The sequence below is a fragment of the Pseudomonas sp. HC1(2025) genome (assembly GCF_058742075.1).
The window spans coordinates 5,661,506-5,681,418 of sequence record NZ_CP196017.1; the positions used below are offsets into that span (position 1 = coordinate 5,661,506).

Here is a 19,913-nt window from a genome sequence, read left to right on the forward strand (position 1 = left end):
GTTCAGGAAAAATCCAGCAGCAGCCTCGCCACTTCCAGCACCTCACCCAGTACCGCTTCTGCCGACTCGGCGGAAGGCTTGAGCATCAGGTCATCGGCGTAGCCCATCGCCAGGGCGAAGAGCTGCCGTGCAGCGCGTTGGGGCGACTTGCAGCGAAAGACCCCGGCAGCGACACCCCGCTCGATCACCTCGGCAAGCATGCCTTGCCATTGGGCATTGATCACCAGGTAAGCCTGGGCCATTTGCGCGTCATGCATGGCCTCGTCCCAGGCGTCCAGCCAGAGCGCCCAGCCTGCATCGGCGGTGCTGGGCAGGCAGTCGCTCAAGAATCCTACGAGCGCCTCCAGTGGTGGCGCATCGGCCAAGGGCTCGCGCACTTCATCCAATTGCTCATTCGCAAAGCGCACAAAGGCTTCGCGGCGCAATTCATTCCAGTCGCTGAAGTAGTGATAGACATGGCTGCGCGACAGCCCGGCATGTTCGGCCAAGTCACGGGTGGATACATCGGCAAAGCCCTTGCTGCGAAACAGCTCCAAGGCAGCGGCGATGATCTGGTCTTTACGGTCGATACGCGACATGGGCAATTCCTTACGGGCGCCACCAGATAAGCGGCGCTTGCTTTTTGAGCGATCGCTCAAAGATACTTGAGCAGTCGCTCAATAGTAGCGCCTATTACTCCTTCGGTGCACCCATGCCATCCACAACGCCACACATCCTGATCGAAGAAAGCAAGAAAATCGGCCAGCAATCGGCCAGCCAAACCCTCAAGGCAATCGCCAAGGCTTATCCCGGCAAGCTGTTCTGCACGCTGTCGTTGGTTGCGCTGGAGAACGCGTTGCTGCTGGCCTATCCCCTGTTTGCCGGTTTCGCCGTGGACTCGATCCTGCGCGGCGATGCCGGCAGTGCGCTGTTCTATGCGGCCGTGGTGATGGCGTTCTGGGTGGTCGGCGCCGCACGCCGGGCGTTGGATACCCGCACTTTCACGCGGATCTACGCCGATCTTGCCGTACCTGTGATTCTCAATCAGCGTCTGCAGAACCACAGCACGTCCAAGGCAGCCGCACGGGTGGTGCTGGCGCGGGACTTTGTCGATTTTTTCGAAAAACATGTGCCCGTGATCGCAACGGCCTTGGTCTCCATCGTTGGCGCAGCTGCGATGCTGCTGGTGATTGAACCTTGGGTGGGCCTGGCCTGCTTTGCGGCATTGCTGCTTTGCATCATCCTGCTACCGCGATTTGCCCGCCGTAACGAGCAGTTGCACGAACGGTTGAATAACCGCCTGGAGAAAGAAATTGGCCTGGTGGAAAAGGTGGGCGCCCAGACGTTGCGACGCCATTACCAGTTGCTGTCACGCCTGCGTATCTGGCTGTCGGACCGCGAAGCCGCCGCCTACCTGTTTCTCGGCACGCTGGCAGCGCTACTGTTCATCGTAGCGATCAGCCAACTGGCCTTGTCGCCAGCGGTCAAGGCCGGCCATGTCTATGCGGTGATGACGTACCTGTGGACCTTCGTCAGCAGTCTCGACGAAGCACCAGGGATGGTCGACCAACTGGCGCGGCTCAAGGACATTGGCAAGCGCGTGGACCCAGGGCTCGGCGACCACTAAGCCTCAACGAAACCGATCCACCTCATGGCGCAGGCCGGCCGCCAAGGTCTCCAGTTCCTTGGCGGTAACTGCCAGGTTCGACACCACTTCCCGCTGCTCACTGTTGGCCAGGGCAATGCTCTGCAGGTTGCTGCTGAGCAAGGTCGCGGTGCTGCTTTGCTCCTGGGTCGCGGTGGTAATCGCGGCGAACTGCTGCCCCGCCGAACGGCTTTGTTCGTCGATGCGCGCCAGGGCCGAGGCCACGTCGGCGTTGCGCGACAGGCCTTCCTGCATCAGCACATTGCCCTGCTCCATGGTGCTGATGGCGTTGCCGGTTTCCTGCTGGATGCTCTGGATCATTCCGGAAATTTCATCGGTGGCCTGGCGGGTGCGTGAGGCTAGGTTGCGCACTTCATCGGCGACCACGGCAAACCCACGCCCCTGCTCCCCGGCCCGCGCCGCCTCGATGGCGGCGTTGAGCGCCAGCAGGTTGGTCTGATCGGCAATCGAGGTGATCACACCGACGATGCCGCCGATTTCCTGGGAGCGTTGGCCCAGGGTATTGATCACCGTGGCCGTGCTGTTGAGTGCCGTGGCGATATGTTCCAGGGACGACGACGCCTCCTGCATCGAGTTGCGACCGATGCGGGTCTGCTGGGCATTTTCCTGGGCCAGGCGCTCGGTATTGCCCATGTTGTCGGCAATGTTCAACGAGGTGGCGCTGAACTCTTCCACCGCGCCGGCCATGCTGGTGATCTCGCCGGACTGCTGCTCCATGCCCTCATAGGCCCCGCCCGACAGGCCCGACAGCGCCTGGGCGCGGCTGTTGACCTCTTCGGCCGCCTCGCGGATGTGGGAGACCATGGTCGACAGAGCTTCACCCATCTGGTTGAAACTGCGCGCCAGTTGACCGATCTCGTCATGGCTGGACACATTCAGCCGCGCACTCAAATCACCGGCGCCCAGGGCTTCGGCCTGGCGCACCAGGTCACCCAGGGGCTGGAGTTTGCTGCGCAGCAGCCAGACCGCCGCGCCCACGGCCAACAGCATCGCCAGCACGCTGCCGATTACCAGGCGGATACCCACGGCCCAGGTCACCGCCCGGATCTCGGCCTTGGGCATGCTCGCCACCACCGACCACGGGCCGCCGTCAAACGGCACCGCAACGCTGTAGAAGTCCTCGCCCTGGTCACTCCAGAAACGCCCCTGGCCGGGCTTTTGCGCCAGCTCCAGAATCGGCACAACCGCCTGCTCCGGGGCTTGCACACCAGCGGGCGGCACCAGCCAGTGCTTTTGCTCGTCCAGCAGCGCCAGCGAGCCGGTCTGGCCAATGCGAAAACGCTTGAGGTTGGCGAACTGGGCGTTCTGCGCATCGGTGTAGTCAAAACCGATAAACAACACCGCAATCACCTGGCCGCTGGCATCGCGCACCGGGCTGTATTGGGTCATGTAGGAGCGCTCGAACAGCACCGCACGGCCAATGTAGCTCTGCCCGGCAAGCAGGCGCTGGTAGGCCGGGCCCTGGCGATCCAGCACGGTGCCGATCGCACGGTTGCCGTCCTGTTTGGTCAGGGAGGTGCTGATGCGGATAAAGTCTTCGCCACTGCGCACGAACACCGTAGCCACGCCACCGGACATCTGCTTGAACTCATCGACCTCGTCGAAGTTGTTGTTCAACACCTGCTCGCCCAGGTACAGGCTCGGGGTCTGTACCCCGGCCACATTCACTTTCTGCTCGGAACCCACGCGCAACCCGGCGGCGAAGCGCTGCTCAAACAACCCGCTCAAACGCTCGGTGCTCTCGCGCAGGGTGCTGTGGAAGGTATTGAGTTGGTCGGCGAGCAAGCGCGCTTCGCTGGCCAGGTGTTCTTCGCGGGTTTGCAGGTTGGCCGAATCCAGGGAGCGCAGGGCAAATAGGGTGCTGGCGCTGATCACGACAGCCAATATGACCGCCAAGGCAATGCCCAGCTGCGAAGCGATGCGGGCGCGGGGTTGAGACATGACAGCTCCTGGCCGAGGCCCGGATCGTCCTGATCTCATAGCGCTAATCGGCGAATTTCTTGGATTGGGGGCACGCTGAGCCGCAACTAATGGCGGCTCCGACACACCTACTTCGGCGGCCTGGATCAATACTTGAGCAAATTACAGGGGTATCACTCAAACGCATTGTCTGTGCGCGCTGCATCGATTCAGTCGAGCTGCTCCACTGGCGGCAGTGTCATGGCCCGGACCTCACTTTGCAGGAAGTCCGAGAGCCTGCGCAGGCGCTCGCCGCCGGGGCGGGTCTTGGGCCAGACCAGGTAGTAACTTTCGCCGCTGGCCACCGCAGTAGGCCAGGGCAGGCTCAAGCGCCCCTGCGCCACATCTTCGGCAACCATCAGCAAATCCCCCATGGACACGCCATAGCCCCGAGCGGCGGCAATCATGCCCAACTCCAGCGTATCGAACACCTGCCCACCCTTGATGGCGACACGAGAGGCCAGGCCGGTGCGTTGCAACCAACGGCGCCAATCACGCCGGTCCGGCGTGGGGTGCAGCAGTTCAGCGCCGGCCAGGCGCTCCACATCCCAGGGGCCATCGTTGAGCAGGTTCGGCGCGCCCACCGGGATCAGCAGTTCGGGGAACAGGTAACTGGCCTCCCAATCTGTGGGAAAGTGCCCATCGCTCAGTAGGACCGCGCAGTCGAACGGCTCCTGGTTGAAATCCACCTCATCGATGCTCATCCACGCACTGGTCAACTGCACCTCGTTGCCCGGCTGCAAGTGCCGGAACCGACTCAGGCGTGCCAGCAACCAACGCATGGTCAGGGTCGACGGGGCCTTCATGCGCAGGATGTCATCTTCGGCATTCAAGGTATGGCAGGCGCGCTCCAGGGCGGCGAAGCCCTCGCGCACGCCCGGCAGCAGCAAGCGCGCCGATTCGGTGAGCTGCAAGGTGCGCCCGCTGCGCTGGAACAGGCGACAGGCGAAATGCTCCTCCAGGGTGCGGATATGCCGGCTGACCGCACTTTGCGTGATCGACAGTTCTTCGGCGGCACGGGTGAAGGAGTTGTGCCGTGAGGCGGCTTCAAATGCACGCAAGGCATACAGCGGAGGAAGGCGACGAGACATGAGGAAAACTCCGACGGCACGATCCGCAAACCCTACCAGAATCATCCTGGCATGAGTTTTAATCATGCCAATGATCGCATTTATCCCTTTGTACAAAGCGCTGAGAGCGCCGAGAATCAACCCTTCTACCCTTTGTGCAAATATTGAGCGTGATGATCATGCAGCATCCGGCGCGTACCGAACTCTGGGCCATTCTGCGGTTGTCAGGGCCGTTGATTGCCTCACAGCTGGCGCACATGCTGATGGTGCTGACCGACACCCTGATGATGGCCCGCCTGAGCCCCGAAGCCCTGGCCGGCGGTGGGCTCGGCGCAGCGAGCTATTCGTTTGTGTCGATCTTTTGCATCGGCGTGATTGCCGCCGTGGGCACCCTGGTCGCCATTCGCCAGGGCGCCGGTGATATCGAAGGCGCTACCCGCCTGACCCAGGCCGGCCTGTGGCTGGCCTGGCTGATGGCCCTGGTGGCGGGCCTGCTGCTGTGGAACCTCAAGCCGGTGCTGCTGATGTTCGGCCAGACCGAGACCAACGTGCAGTCGGCCGGCCAGTTCCTGATGATCCTGCCGTTTGCCCTGCCCGGTTACCTGACATTCATGGCCCTGCGCGGCTTCACCAGCGCCATCGGCAAAGCCTCCCCGGTGATGGTGATCAGCCTGTGCGGCACGGTGATCAACTACCTGCTCAACCATGCATTGATCGAAGGCATGTTCGGCCTGCCCAAACTGGGCCTGATGGGCATCGGCCTGGTCACGGCGATTGTCGCCAACTGCATGGCCCTGGCGCTGTTGTGGTACATCAAATACAACCGCGCCTACGCCGCCTACCCATTGGGCAAGGGCCTGTTGCGGCCCAACCTGCATTACTTGCGCGAGCTGTGGCGCCTGGGCCTGCCGATTGGCGGCACCTATGCAGTGGAAGTCGGCTTGTTCGCCTTCGCGGCGCTGTGCATGGGCACCATGGGCAGTACGCAGTTGGCGGCCCACCAGATTGCCCTGCAAATCGTCTCGGTGGCGTTCATGGTCCCGGCGGGCATGTCCTATGCGGTCACCATGCGCATCGGCTTGCATTACGGCGGCGGGCACCTGCTCGGCGCACGGCTCGCCGGGCGCGTGGGTATCGCCTTCGGCGCGACGGTGATGCTGGGGTTTGCCATGGTGTTCTGGCTGTTTTCAGACCCGCTGATCGGCCTGTTCCTCGACCATGACGACCCGGCCTTCGCCCAGGTGATCAGCCTGGCGGTGAGCCTGTTGGCCGTGGCGGCGTGGTTCGAGTTGTTCGACGGTGTGCAGACCATCGCCATGGGCTGCATCCGCGGGCTGAAGGATGCCAAGACGACCTTCCTCGTCGGCCTGGGCTGTTACTGGTTGATTGGCGCACCGGCGGCCTGGCTGATGGCGTTTACCCTGGGTTGGGGGCCGACCGGGGTGTGGTGGGGGTTGGCGCTGGGGCTGGCCTGCGCGGCGATTACCCTGACGTGGGCGTTTGAAAGAAAGATGAGGCGGATGATTGCCCAGACAAACTGAAGAAGGTACGCGTTCACTGTAGGAGCTGGCTTGCCAGCGATGGCGATGTATCAGTCACAGTATCGTTGACCGACAGACTGCTATCGCTGGCAAGCCAGCTCCTACAATGATTGGTTTGACCGCACCGGCCTAGATCACTTCACCCAACAACGCCTGCTGGCTGCTGCCAAACGTCAGGTACTCCACCAATTCCGCCAGCGGCAACGGCTTGCTGATTAGGTAACCCTGGGCCTGGTCGCACCCAAACAAGCGCAACAACGCCAGTTGCTCGGGGGTTTCCACGCCTTCGGCCACCACTTCCAGGTTGAGGTTGTGGGCCAGGTTGATCATGGCATGCACCAGCTTGCGGTTTTCCTCGCGTTCTTCCATGCCGCCGACAAAGCTCTTGTCGATCTTGAGCAAGGCAATCGGCAGGCTGTTGAGGTGTACGAAGGACGAGAAACCAGTGCCAAAGTCATCCAGGGAGAAACGCACCCCCAGGCGGCCCAGGGCATCCATGGTCTGCTTGACCAGGTCGCTGCGGCGCATCACGGCGGTTTCGGTCAGCTCGAACTCCAACCACTGCGCCTCCACCCCGCGCTCGGCAATCAAGCGGCTCAAGGTCGACAGCAACTGGCTGTCCTGGAACTGACGGAACGACAGGTTGACCGCCATGTGCAGCGGCGGCAGGCCGCGTTCGCGCAGGTCCTGCATATCGCGCAGGGCTCGGGAAATCACCCAGTAGCCCAACGGCACGATCAGGCCACTCTGCTCGGCCAGCGGCACGAACTCGCTAGGCGGCAACAACCCGCGCTCACCATGGCGCCAGCGCACCAGGGCTTCGAGGCCGACGATATGCCCATCGTCCAGGTCCAGACGCGGCTGGTAATGCAGTTCCAATTCGTCACGGCGCAGCGCCCGGCGCAGTTCGCTTTCCAGGTCGGCGAGGCTGCGGGCGTTGCGGTTGATGCGTTCATTAAAGATATGAAAGGTGCAGCCCTGGGTGCTCTTGGCCTGCTGCATGGCGATATGCGCGTGCCACATCAACGGGTCGGCGCCGGCCTTGGCGCGGGCATGGGCCACACCCAGGCTGCAACCGATCAGCAGGCTTTCGCCATCAACCCAATAAGGTTCCGCCATGGCCTCGGTGATGCGCTCAGCCATCCACTCGGCGCGCTGCGGCGCACGGCGGGTGTCGATCAGCAAGGCGAATTCGTCACTGCCAAGGCGTGCCAGTTGGTCGCCGACTTCCAGTTGGCTCTTGAGCCGCGAGACCACTTGCAGGATCAGCCGGTCGCCCGCCTGGTGGCCGAGGGCATCGTTGGCGTGGCGGAAGTTGTCCAGGTCCAGGTGGCCGAGGGCCAGGCCACGCCCGTCGTTTTCGGCAAGGCGCGCGGCCAGCAAGGTCTGGAAGCCCTGACGGTTGGCGATGCCGGTCAGCGGATCCTGTTCGGCCAGGCGTTGCAGGGTATTTTCCAGCACGCCGCGCTCGCGCACGTGGCGCAGGCAGCGGCGCAGCGTATCCACGTCAAACGCACCACGGATCAACCAGTCGCTGGCGCCCAATGGCGCAACCAGCGGTTCCTGCTCCAGCAGCAACACGGTGGGCAGGCTACAGCGGCCAGGGCCGGGTTGCAGGCTGGGGGTGGTCAGCAATACAGCCGTGCGGTCGTCGTCGAACAGGCTGCTCACCGACTCCCAGTTTGGCGCACTGATCAGCACAGCCCCATCGCCCATCGGCGTCAGGCACTCGCGCAACAACGCTGCCCACGCAGGCTCATCGGCCAGTAGCAGCAAACGCAAGGGTTCGACAGGCGTAGACAAGCTAGCTCCCTAGACTTTGCAAAATTTCGTTGGCGGCGGGCATTATGACGTGCAGCCTGATAATGACCAATGATATTGGTTATCAAATACGTGCTGTGCGGCTCTAGATCGAACAATAGACCCAAAAACCCCGCACATCCTGCGGCAAAGTAACAAAACCGGCAAATTTAGATCGAGTGGTACGTCACACTGTCGTTCAGAGGCGGCAGAATCTTGCCAGCCTGTTAAAATGCCCGCCCTTTTCGCTCAAAGACTCCCAAAACCCTGTATGTCCCGACTCAATCCCCGGCAGCAAGAAGCCGTGAACTACGTCGGCGGCCCTCTATTGGTGCTCGCCGGTGCTGGCTCCGGCAAGACCAGCGTGATCACCCGCAAGATCGCGCACTTGATCCAGAACTGTGGCATCCGTGCCCAGTACATCGTCGCCATGACCTTTACCAACAAGGCGGCGCGGGAAATGAAAGAGCGCGTCGGCACCCTGCTCAAGGGTGGCGAAGGCCGTGGCCTCACCGTGTGTACCTTCCACAACCTGGGGCTGAACATCATCCGCAAGGAGCATGTGCGGCTGGGCTACAAGCCGGGCTTCTCGATCTTCGACGAGACCGACGTCAAGTCCCTGATGACCGACATCATGCAGAAGGAATATGCCGGCGACGACGGCGTAGACGAGATCAAGAACATGATCGGCTCGTGGAAAAACGACCTGATCCTGCCCGCCGAAGCCCTGGAAAACGCGCGCAACCCCAAGGAACAGACCGCCGCCATTGTCTATACCCACTACCAGCGCACGCTCAAGGCGTTCAACGCGGTGGACTTCGACGACCTGATCCTGCTGCCGGTGAAACTGTTCCAGGAACACAAGGACATCCTGGAAAAGTGGCAGAACAAGGTGCGCTACCTGCTGGTGGACGAATACCAGGACACCAACGCCAGCCAATACCTGCTGGTGAAGCTGCTGATCGGCACGCGCAACCAGTTCACCGTGGTCGGCGACGATGACCAGTCGATCTACGCCTGGCGCGGAGCGCGCCCGGAAAACCTGATGCTGCTCAAGGACGACTACCCGTCCCTGAAAGTGGTGATGCTGGAGCAGAACTACCGCTCCACCAGTCGCATCCTGCGTTGCGCCAACGTGCTGATCTCCAACAACCCCCACGAGTTTGAAAAACAACTGTGGAGCGAGATGGGCCACGGCGACGAGATACGCGTGATCCGCTGCCGCAACGAAGACGCCGAAGCCGAGCGCGTGGCCGTCGAACTGCTGACCTTGCACCTGCGCACCGACCGCCCCTACAGCGACTTCGCCATCCTGTATCGCGGCAACTACCAGGCCAAGCTGATCGAGCTGAAGTTGCAGCACCACCAGATTCCGTATCGATTGTCAGGCGGCAACAGCTTTTTCGGACGCCAGGAAGTAAAGGATCTGATGGCCTACTTCCGGCTGATCGTGAACCCGGACGACGACAACGCCTTCCTGCGCGTGATCAACGTGCCACGCCGGGAAATCGGCTCCACCACCCTGGAAAAGCTCGGTAACTACGCCACCGAACGCAAGATCTCGATGTACGCCGCCACCGATGAAATCGGCCTGGGCGAGCACCTGGACACGCGCTTCACCGATCGCCTGTCGCGCTTCAAGCGCTTTATGGACAAGGTGCGCGAGCAATGCGCCGGCGAAGACCCGATCAGCGCCCTGCGCAGCATGGTCATGGATATCGACTATGAAAACTGGCTGCGCACCAACAGTTCCAGCGACAAGGCGGCGGACTACCGCATGGGCAACGTCTGGTTCCTGATCGAGGCGTTGAAGAACACCCTGGAAAAAGACGAAGACGGCGAAATGACCGTCGAGGACGCCATCGGCAAGCTAGTGCTGCGCGACATGCTCGAGCGCCAGCAGGAAGAAGAGGATGGCGCCGAAGGTGTGCAGATGATGACCTTGCATGCGTCCAAGGGCCTGGAATTCCCCTACGTGTTCATCATGGGCATGGAAGAGGAAATCCTCCCACACCGTTCCAGCATCGAAGCCGACACCATCGAAGAAGAACGGCGCCTGGCCTACGTGGGTATTACCCGCGCGCGTCAGACCCTGGCCTTCACCTTTGCGGCCAAGCGCAAGCAGTACGGCGAGATCATCGACTGCGCCCCGAGCCGGTTCCTCGATGAGCTGCCACCGGACGACCTGGCCTGGGAAGGCAACGACGACACCCCAACTGAAGTCAAGGCGGTACGCGGCAACACTGCCCTGGCGGATATACGCGCGATGCTAAAGCGCTAGAATCGACTACTTTTTAATCTACTTTCGGCGCCCCTTGCGCCACCAGAGGAAGCTTTTGTGGAAGCACTGCACAAGAAAATTCGCGAAGAAGGCATCGTGCTTTCCGACCAGGTACTCAAGGTCGACGCCTTTCTGAACCATCAGATCGACCCGGCGCTCATGAAGCTGATCGGCGACGAATTCGCCGCGCTGTTCAAGGACTCGGGGATCACCAAGATCGTCACCATCGAAGCCTCTGGCATCGCGCCGGCGATCATGACCGGCCTGAACCTGGGCGTGCCGGTGATCTTCGCCCGTAAGCAGCAGTCCCTGACCCTGACGGAAAACCTGCTGTCGGCGACGGTGTATTCCTTCACCAAGAAAGTCGAAAGCACTGTGGCGATTTCCCCGCGCCACCTGACCAGCAGCGACCGCGTGCTGGTGATCGATGACTTCCTGGCCAACGGCAAGGCGTCCCAGGCACTGATTTCGATCATCAAGCAGGCTGGCGCCACCGTGGCAGGCCTGGGGATCGTGATCGAGAAGTCGTTCCAGGGCGGGCGTGCCGAGCTGGATGCCCAGGGTTACCGGGTTGAGTCGCTGGCGCGGGTCAAGTCCCTGGCTGGCGGTGTCGTGACCTTCATCGACTGAAGGTGAGCGAGCACAGTTAAAAATGTGGGAGCTGGCTTGCCTGCGATAGCGCAGTGTCAGGCGACAGAGATGTCGACTGTCAGGCCCTCATCGCAGGCAAGCCAGCTCCCACATTTGCCTTGTGTTACCTGTCAGCGTGCGGTGGCCTGTAGGCCAGCAAGCAATAGGCGCTGATACAAATCCTCTTTAAACCCCTCCGGCTTTTCCAGGCGCATGCGCAGCAGGTGCTCGGCAAACGCCTCAGGCTCCGGTGCATCCAGCGCCGCCTTGCCCAGTTCCAAAATCTCCGTCAGCTTGAATTTGCTCTTGAGCCAGTTCAACGCGCGCAACAAATCGCGCTCTTCGTCAGTGAAGTCACTGCCCAGCGGGTACTCCGGGAACAGCCTTGGATGCCGCGCCTGCACGGCCTCCAAGCGCTCGGGCGTGTTGTCGGCAAAGCGCGGGTCGAGCTGGAAGTCCTTGGGCAACTTGCCGGCTTTTTGCGCCTGCTCGATCAGGTCGGCCTGGAACCGCGAGTCGGTGATATTGAGCAGCGCCTCGATCACCTTGGCGTCGGTCTGGCCGCGCAGGTCGGCGATGCCGTATTCGGTGATCACAATGTCGCGCAGGTGCCGGGGAATCGTGCAGTGGCCGTACTCCCAGACAATATTGGAGCTGACATCGCCACCCGACTCGCGCCAGCTGCGCAGGATCAGGATCGAGCGCGCGCCCTCCAGCGCATGGCCCTGGGCGACAAAGTTGTATTGCCCGCCCACCCCGCTGAGCACGCGACCGTCTTCCAGTTGGTCGGCAACACCGGCGCCCAGCAACGTGACCATGATCGCGCTGTTGATAAACCGCGCATCCAGGCGCTGCAAGCGCTTGAGCTCTTCCTGCCCGTACAGCTCGTTGATGTAGCTGATGCGGGTCATGTTGAATTCCAGGCGCTTGGCGTGAGTCATTTCCTGCAAGCGCTGGTAAAAACTGCGTGGCCCGAGGAAGAAACCACCGTGGATCGACACGCCATCCGGCTGCGCCGCATCGTCCAGCAGGCCAGCGTTAGCCTGCTGCTGCGTCGCCACATCCGGGTACACCCTGCGCCGCACAATCCCGGCGTCGGCCAGCACCAGCAAGCCGTTGACGAACATTTCGCTGCAGCCGTAAAGGCCCCGGGCAAACGGCTCGACCCCGCCCTCACGGCTGATCAGCGGTGCCCACTGGTACACATCAAGGTCTGTGAGCAACTGCCGGTAGCCTTCGTTATCGGCCTGGCGCGCCAGCAGCGCAGCGGTCAGGGCGTCGCCCATCGAACCGATGCCGATCTGCAACGTACCGCCGTCGCGCACCAGGGTGCTGGCGTGCAAACCGATGAAGTGGTCCTGCAAACCCACGGGCATGTTTGGCGTGGAGAACAGCGTGGTGCGGTCTTTTTCGTCGATCAGGAAGTCGAACTGATCCATGCCCAGCTCGGCATCACCGGGCATGTAGGGCAAATCTTCATGCACCTGGCCGACTACCAGGATGTTCTCCCCGGCCGCACGGCGCTTGGCGATCATCGGCAACAGGTCGAGGGTGATATCGGGGTTGCAGCTCAGGCTCAGGCGATCCGGGTGTTCGCTGCTGCTGGCCACCAACTGCGCGACCAGGTTCAGGCCGGCGGCGTTGATATCGCGGGCGGCATGGCTGTAGTTGCTGCTGACGTAATCCTGCTGGGCCGAGGTGCTATGCAACAGACTGCCGGGCTGCATAAAGAACTGCTGCACGTGGATATTGGCCGGCAGGCTGTCCTTGCGCAGGGCGGCGAGGAAGTCCAGCTCGGGATAATCGCCAAACACCCGCTCGATAAACGGCTCCAGGAAACGCTTCTGCAAGCCATCGCCCAACGGTGGGCGGCCCAGGCTGAGGGCCGTGTAGATGGTCAGCGCCCGCTCGGGCAGCTTGGCAATGCGCCGGTACAAGGCATTGGCAAACAGATTCGGCTTGCCCAGACCCAACGGCATACCCATGTGGATATGCGCAGGCAAGCGCTCCAGTACGTCATCGACCGCTTGTTCGATTGAACACAACTGCACCATCCGACCCTCCTGAACATTCCGTGATTAGGGGTTGGACCGAGCTTGCCGGGTCTTTGCTGCAATGAACAGCCTTGGCCGCCAAATTGCGCCCACAAAAAAGCCGCTGGTCAGCGGCTTTTTGGCGAAGATCGGTTTATTTCAAACCAGACATCTTCTCGATCGCAGCCTTGAGGTCGTCATCCGAGCAATCGGAGCAGGTGCCTTTAGGCGGCATGGCGTTGATGCCGGTGATGGCTTTGGCCAGGATGCCGTCGAGGCCGCCCTGGTGGTCGGCGCGTTCTTTCCAGGCTGCGGTGTCACCGATTTTCGGTGCACCCAACAGGCCCGTGCCGTGGCAAGCATTACAGTGTTTGGCAATGACTTCGTCCGGCGTTTTCGCACCGCCGCCGCCTGCTGTCACAGCGACTTCCATCCCCTTGCACTCTTGCCCCTGGACACACACCTGTCCGACAGGCGCCAGGCGCTTGGCAATATCATCATTGGTCGCAGCTTGAGCGCTGGCAGCCCAAAGGGCCAGTACGGTTGCTGGTACGGCCAGCATTTTCATAATTAGGTTCACGCGTTCACCCTCATGGTGGCTATTCACGCCTGCGGCCACGGTTTCGCAGGCGGCGAAAGTATAACGGTTAGGCCGCCTCACTGAAACAACCCTATTATCCAAGGGGAGATTCAGTAGGGCGAAATACAACGATGGGCACCTCTGCAAGGTAGGCAGGGCGCCTCTTCTGTTAAAAGTTCGCGGGCGTGGCTGCGCTGATTAGTCGCGCCGGCACATCGAACGGATTACGAAAACGGTGCGGCTTGGTGCTTTCAAAGTAGTAGCTATCGCCGGCTTCGAGCACAAAAGTTTCGACGCCCACGACCAACTCCAGACGACCTTCCAACAAGATCCCGGTTTCCTCACCATCATGGGTCAGCATTTCCTCGCCGGTATCGGCGCCTGGTGGGTAGATTTCGTTGAGAAACGCAATCGCCCGGCTGGGATGCGCCCGGCCCACCAGTTTCATAGTGACCGCGCCATCGGAGATGTCGATCAGCTCATTGGCTTTATAGACGATCTGCGTCGGTTTTTCCTGGAGGATCTCCTCGGAAAAGAACTCGACCATGGACATGGGAATGCCGCCCAGCACCTTGCGCAAGGAGCTGATGGAGGGGCTGACACTGTTTTTCTCGATCATCGAAATGGTGCTGTTGGTGACGCCCGCACGCTTGGCGAGTTCACGCTGGGAAAGACCTTTCAGTTTACGGATGGATTGCAGTCGTTCGCCGACGTCCAATGCAGGAGCCTCCTAGGATTCAGGCTTTGTTGTAATTGAGCGTTATCATGGCGACAGCGTTCAGTATTTACAACACTTTGGTCTGAATCCTGGTGGACGTGATCGGCGGCCTGCGGCTATGTGCCGGAATAGAGCCGTGGCACGCGGCGCAGGTTGCAAAAAATCTGGTAGGGAATGGTATCGGCGGCGCTCGCCACATCGCTGGCGAGGATGTTTTTGCCCCACAATTCCACGGTCGAGCCCAGGCCGGCCTGGGGCACGTCGGTCAGGTCGATACACAGCATGTCCATCGACACCCGCCCCAGCAACTGGCTGCGCTGGCCGGCGACCAGCACCGGTGTGCCGGTCGGCGCGTGCCGTGGATAACCGTCGGCATACCCCATGGCAACCACACCGATACGCATCGGCTTGGGCGTCACGAAGCGCGCGCCATAACCCACTGGCTCGCCCGCAGGCAGCTCGCGTACGCAGATGACTTTCGACTCCAGGGTCATCACCGGCTGCAAACGCGCGGCAACTGCCTGGTCTTCGCCAAAGGGCGTCGCACCGTAAAGCATGATGCCCGGCCGTACCCAATCACTGGAAACGCTCGGCCAGCCCATCACCGACGGCGAATTGCGCAGGCTGACCTGGGCCGCCAGGCCCTGGCGCGCCGCCTCGAATACCGCGACCTGCTCATCGCTGCTGGCGCAGTCCAGCTCATCGGCACGGGCGAAGTGGCTCATCAGCACAATCTTTGCGACTTTGCCGCTGGCCAGCAGGCGCTGGTACGCATCGTGATAGTCCTTGGGATGCAGCCCAACCCGGTGCATGCCCGAATCCAGCTTCAACCACACCGTCAGCGGCTTGCTCAGGCGCGCCTGTTCAATCGCCTCCAGTTGCCACAGCGAATGCACCACGCACCACAAGTCATGCTCGATGATCAGCGGCAGCTCGTCGGCCTCGAAGAATCCTTCGAGCAACAACACCGGCCCACCAATTGCAGCGGCGCGCAGCTCCAGCGCTTCCTCGATGCAGGCCACGGCAAAACCGTCGGCCTGGTCTTCCAGGGCCTGGGCCACACGCACGGCACCATGGCCATAGGCATCGGCCTTGATCACGGCGAGGGCCTTGGCCCCGGTCAGTTCGCGGGCCAATTGGTAGTTATGGCGCAGGGCTTGTAGGTCGATCAGGGCACGGGCAGGACGCATGGCGGCAGGCTTCTAGGCGGCGGTGGGAAGAAAAAACCGGTACCGGCCAATAGCGCCGGCACCGGAAGAGGGATCGTTTATGGCAGAGCAGCCACGACAGACAGCTCCACCAGGATTTCTGGCTCACACAGCTTCGACTCGACCGTGGCACGGGCCGGGGCCACGCCTTTTGGCAGCCACTTGTCCCATACCGCGTTCATGCCGGCAAAGTCGGCGTCGATGTCTTTGAGATAGATCGTCACCGACAGCAACTTGGTTTTGTCGGTACCGGCCAGATCCAGCAATCGCTCGATATTGGCCAGGGTTTCTCGGGTCTGCTGTTCAATCCCGGCACTCATGTCGTCGCCGACTTGTCCTGCCAGATACACGGTACCGCTGTGGACAACGATCTGGCTCATGCGCTCATTGGTGAGCTGGCGCTGGATTGACATGTTTTGTGGACTCCTGAGGGTTGCCGTAACGGGAAATATCAAGGCCTGCGGCACTGATCTGCGGGGTTTTCTTGGCCATCAGGTCCGCCAGCAGGCGACCAGAGCCACAGGCCATGGTCCAGCCGAGGGTGCCGTGGCCGGTATTCAAGAACAGGTTCTTGAAGGGCGTGGCGCCGACGATCGGCGTACCGTCCGGGGTAGTCGGACGCAGGCCGGTCCAGAAGGTGGCTTCGCTCAAATCACCGCCCTGAGGATAAAGGTCGTTGACGATCATCTCCAGGGTTTCGCGCCGGCGCGGGTTCAGCGACAGGTCAAAACCGGCTATTTCAGCCATGCCACCGACCCGGATGCGGTTGTCGAAACGGGTGATCGCGACCTTGTAGGTCTCGTCGAGAATGGTCGAGGTCGGGGCCATCGCCGGGTTGGTGATCGGCACGGTCAGGGAGTAACCCTTGAGCGGATACACCGGCGCCTTGATCCCCAGCGGCTTGAGCAACTGCGGCGAGTAACTGCCCAGGGCCAGCACGTAGCGGTCGGCGGTTTCCAGCTTGCCGTCGATCCACACGCCGTTGATGCGGTCGCCGGCGTGGTCCAGGCGCTGAATGTCCTGTTCAAAGCGGAACTCCACACCCAACTGCTTGCACATATCGGCCAGGCGGGTGGTGAACATCTGGCAGTCGCCGGTCTGGTCATTGGGCAGGCGCAGGGCACCGGCCAGGATATCCGTGACACTGGCCAGGGCCGGCTCGACGCGGGCAATGCCGGCGCGGTCAAGCAGCTCGAACGGAACCCCGGACTCTTTCAGCACGGCGATATCCTTGGCCGCGCCATCGAGTTGCGCCTGGGTGCGGAACAATTGCGTAGTACCCAGGCTACGGCCTTCGTAGGCGATACCGGTTTCGGCGCGCAGTTCGTCGAGGCAGTCGCGGCTGTACTCGGACAGGCGCACCATGCGCTCTTTGTTCACCGCATAACGGTTGGCCGTGCAGTTGCGCAGCATCTGCGCCATCCACAGGTATTGGTCGATATCGGCGGTGGCCTTGATCGCCAGCGGCGCATGGCGCTGCAGCAACCACTTGATGGCCTTGAGCGGCACGCCCGGCGCGGCCCATGGCGACGCATAACCGGGCGAGACCTGGCCGGCGTTGGCGAAGCTGGTCTCCATTGCAACAGCCGGCTGACGGTCGACCACGACCACCTCAAAACCGGCACGCGCCAAATAGTAGGCACTGGCCACACCAATGACACCGCTACCCAAGACCAAAACGCGCATTTTTATATCCTCATCACGGCTTGACCGCTGACGTTTGTTGTTCAGCACAAAGATGTGGGCAGTATAAAAAGCAATGGCCAGTGCATTTCACTATATAAGTGCCTATATTTGGCGACAATTCTCGGCAAAAACCCTTTTCACGGAGGAGCATCCCCTATGCGGACCAATACCCAGACCAAGCGGGAGCTGGACAAGATCGACCGCAACATCCTGCGCATCCTGCAGGCCGACGGGCGGATTTCGTTTACCGAGCTGGGGGAGAAGGTCGGGCTGTCGACCACGCCTTGCACCGAACGGGTCCGGCGCCTGGAGCGCGAGGGGATCATCATGGGCTACAACGCCCGCCTCAATCCGCAGCACTTGAAGGGTAGCCTGCTGGTGTTTGTCGAGATCAGCCTCGACTACAAATCCGGCGATACCTTCGAAGAATTCCGACGTGCCGTGCTGAAACTGCCCCATGTGCTGGAGTGTCACCTGGTCTCAGGGGATTTCGACTATCTGGTGAAGGCGCGGATCTCCGAGATGGCTTCGTACCGCAAACTGCTGGGCGACATCCTGCTCAAGCTGCCCCATGTGCGCGAATCCAAGAGCTATATCGTGATGGAAGAGGTGAAGGAAAGCCTGAACCTGCCGATCCCGGATTGACGCCCCTACCGTGTAGGAGCCGGCTTGCCGGCGATGAGGCCCTGGAGTCATGCATTCAATTGAATGACGCCATCGCCGGCAAGCCGGCTCCTACAAGGGGAGCAGTCAGACCAGGACCTGCCGGGTGGTCGCCATATACTCGTGGATCTGCTTCTCCACCCGCGGGTGAATCAACTCCACCGGCCCACGGTTATTGGGGCATGGCAGGCTGGGGGTAGTGCCAAACAGCCGGCAGATCAGCGGGCGTTCGTCGTACACCGTGCAGCCGTCGGGGCCCAGGTGTACGCAATTGAGCTCATCCATGGCCGCTTCCTGCTCGGCCGCCGTCTTGCGCGGCAGGCGCGACATTTCCTCGGTGGATGTAGTCACCGGCCCACAGCAATCATGGCAACCCGGCACACACTCGAACGAGGGAATCTGCCGGCGCAGCGCGTTGACTTTCTGGCTGTTGCAACTCATCGAAACCCATACCGAACGGCGAATAGGCGTGGATTTTGCCCTAAAAGCCCCGAGTGAGACAGCTTCACCCGACCGCTGTATCCTGCGTCAAATTTTCCAAACACGGATGCTCCCCATGACCGCCAGCGCCCGGCACACCGCTTCCTACTACGCCGCCAGCAGCCTGCCGCAGCCCGATTACCCGGTGCTGGCAGGCGAAGTCGTCGCCGATGTGTGCGTGGTGGGCGGCGGGTTTTCCGGGCTGAACACCGCGCTGGAGCTGGCCGAGCGCGGCTTTAGCGTGGTGCTGCTGGAGGCGCGCAAGATCGCCTGGGGCGCCAGCGGGCGTAACGGCGGGCAGTTGATTCGTGGCGTCGGTCACGGCCTGGATCAGTTTGCCAATGTAGTCGGCACCGAAGGTGTGCGGCAGATGAAGCTGATGGGCCTGGAAGCCGTGGAAATCGTGCGCCAGCGGGTCGAGCGCTTCCAGATCGATTGCGACCTGGCCTGGGGCTATTGCGACCTGGCCAACAAGCCCCGCGACCTGCAAGGCCTGGCCGCCGATGCCGAAGAACTGCACGGGCTTGGTTATCGCCATGAACTGCGCCTGCTGCAAGCCGGGGAGATGCGCAGCGTGATCGGCTCCGACCGTTACGTGGGCGGCATGATCGACATGGGCTCCGGCCACCTGCACCCGCTGAACCTGGCCCTCGGTGAAGCCGCCGCCGCGCAGCAACTGGGGGTCAGGCTGTTCGAGCAGTCCGAAGCCCTGCGCATCGACTACGGCCCGGAAGTCAAAGTCCACACCGCCCAGGGCAGCGTGCGCGCCAAGACCCTGGTGCTAGGCTGCAATGCCTATCTCAATGGCCTCAACCCGCACCTGAGCGGCAAGGTGCTGCCCGCTGGCAGCTACATCATTGCCACCCAACCCTTGAGCCCAACCCAGGCCGCCGAGTTACTGCCGCAAAACATGGCGGTGTGTGATCAGCGGGTCACGGTGGACTACTTCCGCTTGTCGGCCGACCGGCGCCTGCTGTTCGGCGGTGCTTGCCACTACTCCGGACGCGATCCCCAGGACATCGGCGCCTATATGCGGCCGAAGATGCTCAAGGTCTTCCCGCAATTGGCCGAGGCGAAGATCGACTATCAATGGGGCGGCATGATCGGCATCGGCGCCAACCGCCTGCCGCAGATTGGCCGGCTGGCCGACCAGCCCAATGTGTACTTTGCCCAGGCCTACGCCGGCCATGGCCTGAACGCCACCCACCTGGCCGGCAAACTGTTGGCCGAAGCCATCAGCGGCCAGCACAGTGGGCGCTTCGATCTGTTTGCCCAGGTGCCACACATCACCTTCCCTGGCGGCAAGCACTTGCGCTCACCGCTGCTGGCCCTGGGCATGCTCTGGCACCGCTTGAAAGAACTGCTCTGACTCAGCCGCGCCAGAACGGCTTCAAGCCTTCCTGGCGCGCCTGCTCGGCACTCAGGCCGATGTCGCGCAGCTGCTCCCGACTCAACTCCAGCAAGGCCTTGCGCGTGTGGCGCCGGCGCCAGAACAGTTCCCAACGGCTCGGATTGCCAGGCGCCAGCCCGGCCAGCGCACGTTCCTGCCCTGCTTCCAGTTCCTGACTGTGTAATGCCAGCCGCACGTCGCTCAAGCCACTCATTGTCTTGCCCCTCAT

Annotated in this window: 18 protein-coding genes; 6 read left to right on the forward strand and 12 right to left on the reverse strand. The window is 61.8% G+C overall.

Annotated elements, in window-relative coordinates; genetic code table 11:
- Nucleotides 1-2: 2 nt before the first annotated feature.
- On the reverse strand, nt 3-578 hold the full coding sequence (locus ACSSVH_RS25580) for a TetR/AcrR family transcriptional regulator (protein WP_170042078.1): 576 nt from the start codon (nt 576-578) through the stop codon (nt 3-5).
- 113 nt (nt 579-691) lie between these two features.
- On the opposite strand from ACSSVH_RS25580, the gene ACSSVH_RS25585 reads away from it, so the two are divergent.
- Nucleotides 692-1,606, forward strand: coding sequence for an ABC transporter six-transmembrane domain-containing protein (locus ACSSVH_RS25585; protein WP_170042077.1), 915 nt, complete (start codon nt 692-694; stop codon nt 1,604-1,606).
- A 3-nt stretch (nt 1,607-1,609) separates the two neighbouring features.
- Here the strand turns inward: ACSSVH_RS25585 and ACSSVH_RS25590 are convergent, their stop codons facing one another.
- Both ACSSVH_RS25590 and ACSSVH_RS25595 read right to left on the reverse strand, forming a co-directional pair.
- Nucleotides 1,610-3,586, reverse strand: coding sequence for a methyl-accepting chemotaxis protein (locus tag ACSSVH_RS25590; RefSeq protein ID WP_492633882.1), 1,977 nt, complete (start codon nt 3,584-3,586; stop codon nt 1,610-1,612).
- Nucleotides 3,587-3,774: 188 nt separating this feature from the next.
- The gene (locus ACSSVH_RS25595; protein ID WP_170042075.1) at nt 3,775-4,695 is read right to left on the reverse strand and encodes a LysR substrate-binding domain-containing protein; all 921 of its coding nucleotides are present in this window, start codon (nt 4,693-4,695) and stop codon (nt 3,775-3,777) included.
- A gap of 152 nt (nt 4,696-4,847) precedes the next feature.
- Between ACSSVH_RS25595 and ACSSVH_RS25600 the strand changes: the two genes are divergently transcribed.
- On the forward strand, nt 4,848-6,215 hold the full coding sequence (locus tag ACSSVH_RS25600) for a NorM family multidrug efflux MATE transporter (RefSeq protein WP_492633883.1): 1,368 nt from the start codon (nt 4,848-4,850) through the stop codon (nt 6,213-6,215).
- Nucleotides 6,216-6,344: 129 nt separating this feature from the next.
- Here ACSSVH_RS25600 and ACSSVH_RS25605 read toward each other — a convergent pair whose 3' ends face one another.
- Nucleotides 6,345-8,018 carry a putative bifunctional diguanylate cyclase/phosphodiesterase gene (locus ACSSVH_RS25605; protein ID WP_170042074.1) on the reverse strand — a complete coding sequence of 558 codons (1,674 nt, stop codon included), beginning with the start codon at nt 8,016-8,018 and terminating at the stop codon, nt 6,345-6,347.
- A gap of 268 nt (nt 8,019-8,286) precedes the next feature.
- Between ACSSVH_RS25605 and rep the strand changes: the two genes are divergently transcribed.
- Together rep and ACSSVH_RS25615 are read left to right on the forward strand one after the other, a co-directional pair.
- Nucleotides 8,287-10,296 (forward strand): DNA helicase Rep, encoded by a 2,010-nt coding sequence (rep, locus tag ACSSVH_RS25610; RefSeq protein WP_169955398.1) that lies wholly within the window; start codon nt 8,287-8,289, stop codon nt 10,294-10,296.
- 57 nt (nt 10,297-10,353) lie between these two features.
- Nucleotides 10,354-10,926 carry a xanthine phosphoribosyltransferase gene (locus ACSSVH_RS25615; RefSeq protein ID WP_029289761.1) on the forward strand — a complete coding sequence of 191 codons (573 nt, stop codon included), beginning with the start codon at nt 10,354-10,356 and terminating at the stop codon, nt 10,924-10,926.
- A 131-nt stretch (nt 10,927-11,057) separates the two neighbouring features.
- On the opposite strand, the gene ACSSVH_RS25620 is transcribed toward ACSSVH_RS25615, so the two are convergent.
- The 6 genes from ACSSVH_RS25620 to dadA form a co-directional block, all read right to left on the reverse strand.
- Nucleotides 11,058-12,980 (reverse strand): acetyl-CoA hydrolase/transferase C-terminal domain-containing protein, encoded by a 1,923-nt coding sequence (locus ACSSVH_RS25620; protein ID WP_492633884.1) that lies wholly within the window; start codon nt 12,978-12,980, stop codon nt 11,058-11,060.
- 133 nt (nt 12,981-13,113) lie between these two features.
- A complete protein-coding gene (locus ACSSVH_RS25625) occupies nt 13,114-13,527 on the reverse strand; it encodes a c-type cytochrome (protein WP_169955452.1) in 414 nt (137 codons plus the stop codon).
- Between the two features lie 181 nt (nt 13,528-13,708).
- On the reverse strand, nt 13,709-14,257 hold the full coding sequence (locus ACSSVH_RS25630; protein WP_029289768.1) for a cupin domain-containing protein: 549 nt from the start codon (nt 14,255-14,257) through the stop codon (nt 13,709-13,711).
- Nucleotides 14,258-14,373: 116 nt separating this feature from the next.
- Complete coding sequence (alr, locus tag ACSSVH_RS25635; protein ID WP_169955400.1) at nt 14,374-15,447, reverse strand: alanine racemase; 1,074 nt, start codon at nt 15,445-15,447, stop codon at nt 14,374-14,376.
- A gap of 77 nt (nt 15,448-15,524) precedes the next feature.
- The gene (locus tag ACSSVH_RS25640) at nt 15,525-15,878 is read right to left on the reverse strand and encodes a RidA family protein (RefSeq protein ID WP_032856829.1); all 354 of its coding nucleotides are present in this window, start codon (nt 15,876-15,878) and stop codon (nt 15,525-15,527) included.
- Entirely contained in the window at nt 15,850-17,151 is a 1,302-nt protein-coding gene (gene dadA / locus ACSSVH_RS25645; protein ID WP_029289774.1) for a D-amino acid dehydrogenase, read from the reverse strand. The genes ACSSVH_RS25640 and dadA overlap by 29 nt, the downstream gene beginning before the upstream one ends.
- Before the next feature lie 156 nt (nt 17,152-17,307).
- Here dadA and ACSSVH_RS25650 point away from each other — a divergent pair, with 156 nt between their 5' ends.
- On the forward strand, nt 17,308-17,796 hold the full coding sequence (locus tag ACSSVH_RS25650) for an Lrp/AsnC ligand binding domain-containing protein (protein WP_003206849.1): 489 nt from the start codon (nt 17,308-17,310) through the stop codon (nt 17,794-17,796).
- Between the two features lie 105 nt (nt 17,797-17,901).
- On the opposite strand, the gene ACSSVH_RS25655 is transcribed toward ACSSVH_RS25650, so the two are convergent.
- Nucleotides 17,902-18,255, reverse strand: a complete 354-nt coding sequence (locus tag ACSSVH_RS25655; protein WP_169955401.1) for a YkgJ family cysteine cluster protein — start codon at nt 18,253-18,255, stop codon at nt 17,902-17,904.
- A 115-nt stretch (nt 18,256-18,370) separates the two neighbouring features.
- Here ACSSVH_RS25655 and ACSSVH_RS25660 point away from each other — a divergent pair, with 115 nt between their 5' ends.
- Nucleotides 18,371-19,663, forward strand: a complete 1,293-nt coding sequence (locus tag ACSSVH_RS25660; RefSeq protein WP_170057535.1) for an NAD(P)/FAD-dependent oxidoreductase — start codon at nt 18,371-18,373, stop codon at nt 19,661-19,663.
- A gap of 1 nt (nt 19,664) precedes the next feature.
- On the opposite strand, the gene ACSSVH_RS25665 is transcribed toward ACSSVH_RS25660, so the two are convergent.
- On the reverse strand, nt 19,665-19,898 hold the full coding sequence (locus ACSSVH_RS25665; protein ID WP_492633885.1) for a DUF1127 domain-containing protein: 234 nt from the start codon (nt 19,896-19,898) through the stop codon (nt 19,665-19,667).
- Nucleotides 19,899-19,913: the final 15 nt, after the last annotated feature.

Excerpts from the sequence above, each read along its gene's own strand:
- ACSSVH_RS25580 (WP_170042078.1), bottom strand. The coding sequence starts at position 578 with ATGTCGCGTATCGACCGTAAAGACCAGATCATCGCCGCTGCCTTGGAG.
- ACSSVH_RS25585 (WP_170042077.1), top strand. The coding sequence starts at position 692 with ATGCCATCCACAACGCCACACATCCTGATCGAAGAAAGCAAGAAAATC.
- ACSSVH_RS25590 (WP_492633882.1), bottom strand. The coding sequence starts at position 3,586 with ATGTCTCAACCCCGCGCCCGCATCGCTTCGCAGCTGGGCATTGCCTTG.
- ACSSVH_RS25595 (WP_170042075.1), bottom strand. The coding sequence starts at position 4,695 with ATGTCTCGTCGCCTTCCTCCGCTGTATGCCTTGCGTGCATTTGAAGCC.
- ACSSVH_RS25600 (WP_492633883.1), top strand. The coding sequence starts at position 4,848 with ATGATCATGCAGCATCCGGCGCGTACCGAACTCTGGGCCATTCTGCGG.
- rep (WP_169955398.1), top strand. The coding sequence starts at position 8,287 with ATGTCCCGACTCAATCCCCGGCAGCAAGAAGCCGTGAACTACGTCGGC.
- ACSSVH_RS25620 (WP_492633884.1), bottom strand. The coding sequence starts at position 12,980 with ATGGTGCAGTTGTGTTCAATCGAACAAGCGGTCGATGACGTACTGGAG.
- ACSSVH_RS25625 (WP_169955452.1), bottom strand. The coding sequence starts at position 13,527 with ATGAAAATGCTGGCCGTACCAGCAACCGTACTGGCCCTTTGGGCTGCC.
- alr (WP_169955400.1), bottom strand. The coding sequence starts at position 15,447 with ATGCGTCCTGCCCGTGCCCTGATCGACCTACAAGCCCTGCGCCATAAC.
- ACSSVH_RS25640 (WP_032856829.1), bottom strand. The coding sequence starts at position 15,878 with ATGTCAATCCAGCGCCAGCTCACCAATGAGCGCATGAGCCAGATCGTT.
- dadA (WP_029289774.1), bottom strand. The coding sequence starts at position 17,151 with ATGCGCGTTTTGGTCTTGGGTAGCGGTGTCATTGGTGTGGCCAGTGCC.
- ACSSVH_RS25650 (WP_003206849.1), top strand. The coding sequence starts at position 17,308 with ATGCGGACCAATACCCAGACCAAGCGGGAGCTGGACAAGATCGACCGC.
- ACSSVH_RS25655 (WP_169955401.1), bottom strand. The coding sequence starts at position 18,255 with ATGAGTTGCAACAGCCAGAAAGTCAACGCGCTGCGCCGGCAGATTCCC.
- ACSSVH_RS25660 (WP_170057535.1), top strand. The coding sequence starts at position 18,371 with ATGACCGCCAGCGCCCGGCACACCGCTTCCTACTACGCCGCCAGCAGC.
- ACSSVH_RS25665 (WP_492633885.1), bottom strand. The coding sequence starts at position 19,898 with ATGAGTGGCTTGAGCGACGTGCGGCTGGCATTACACAGTCAGGAACTG.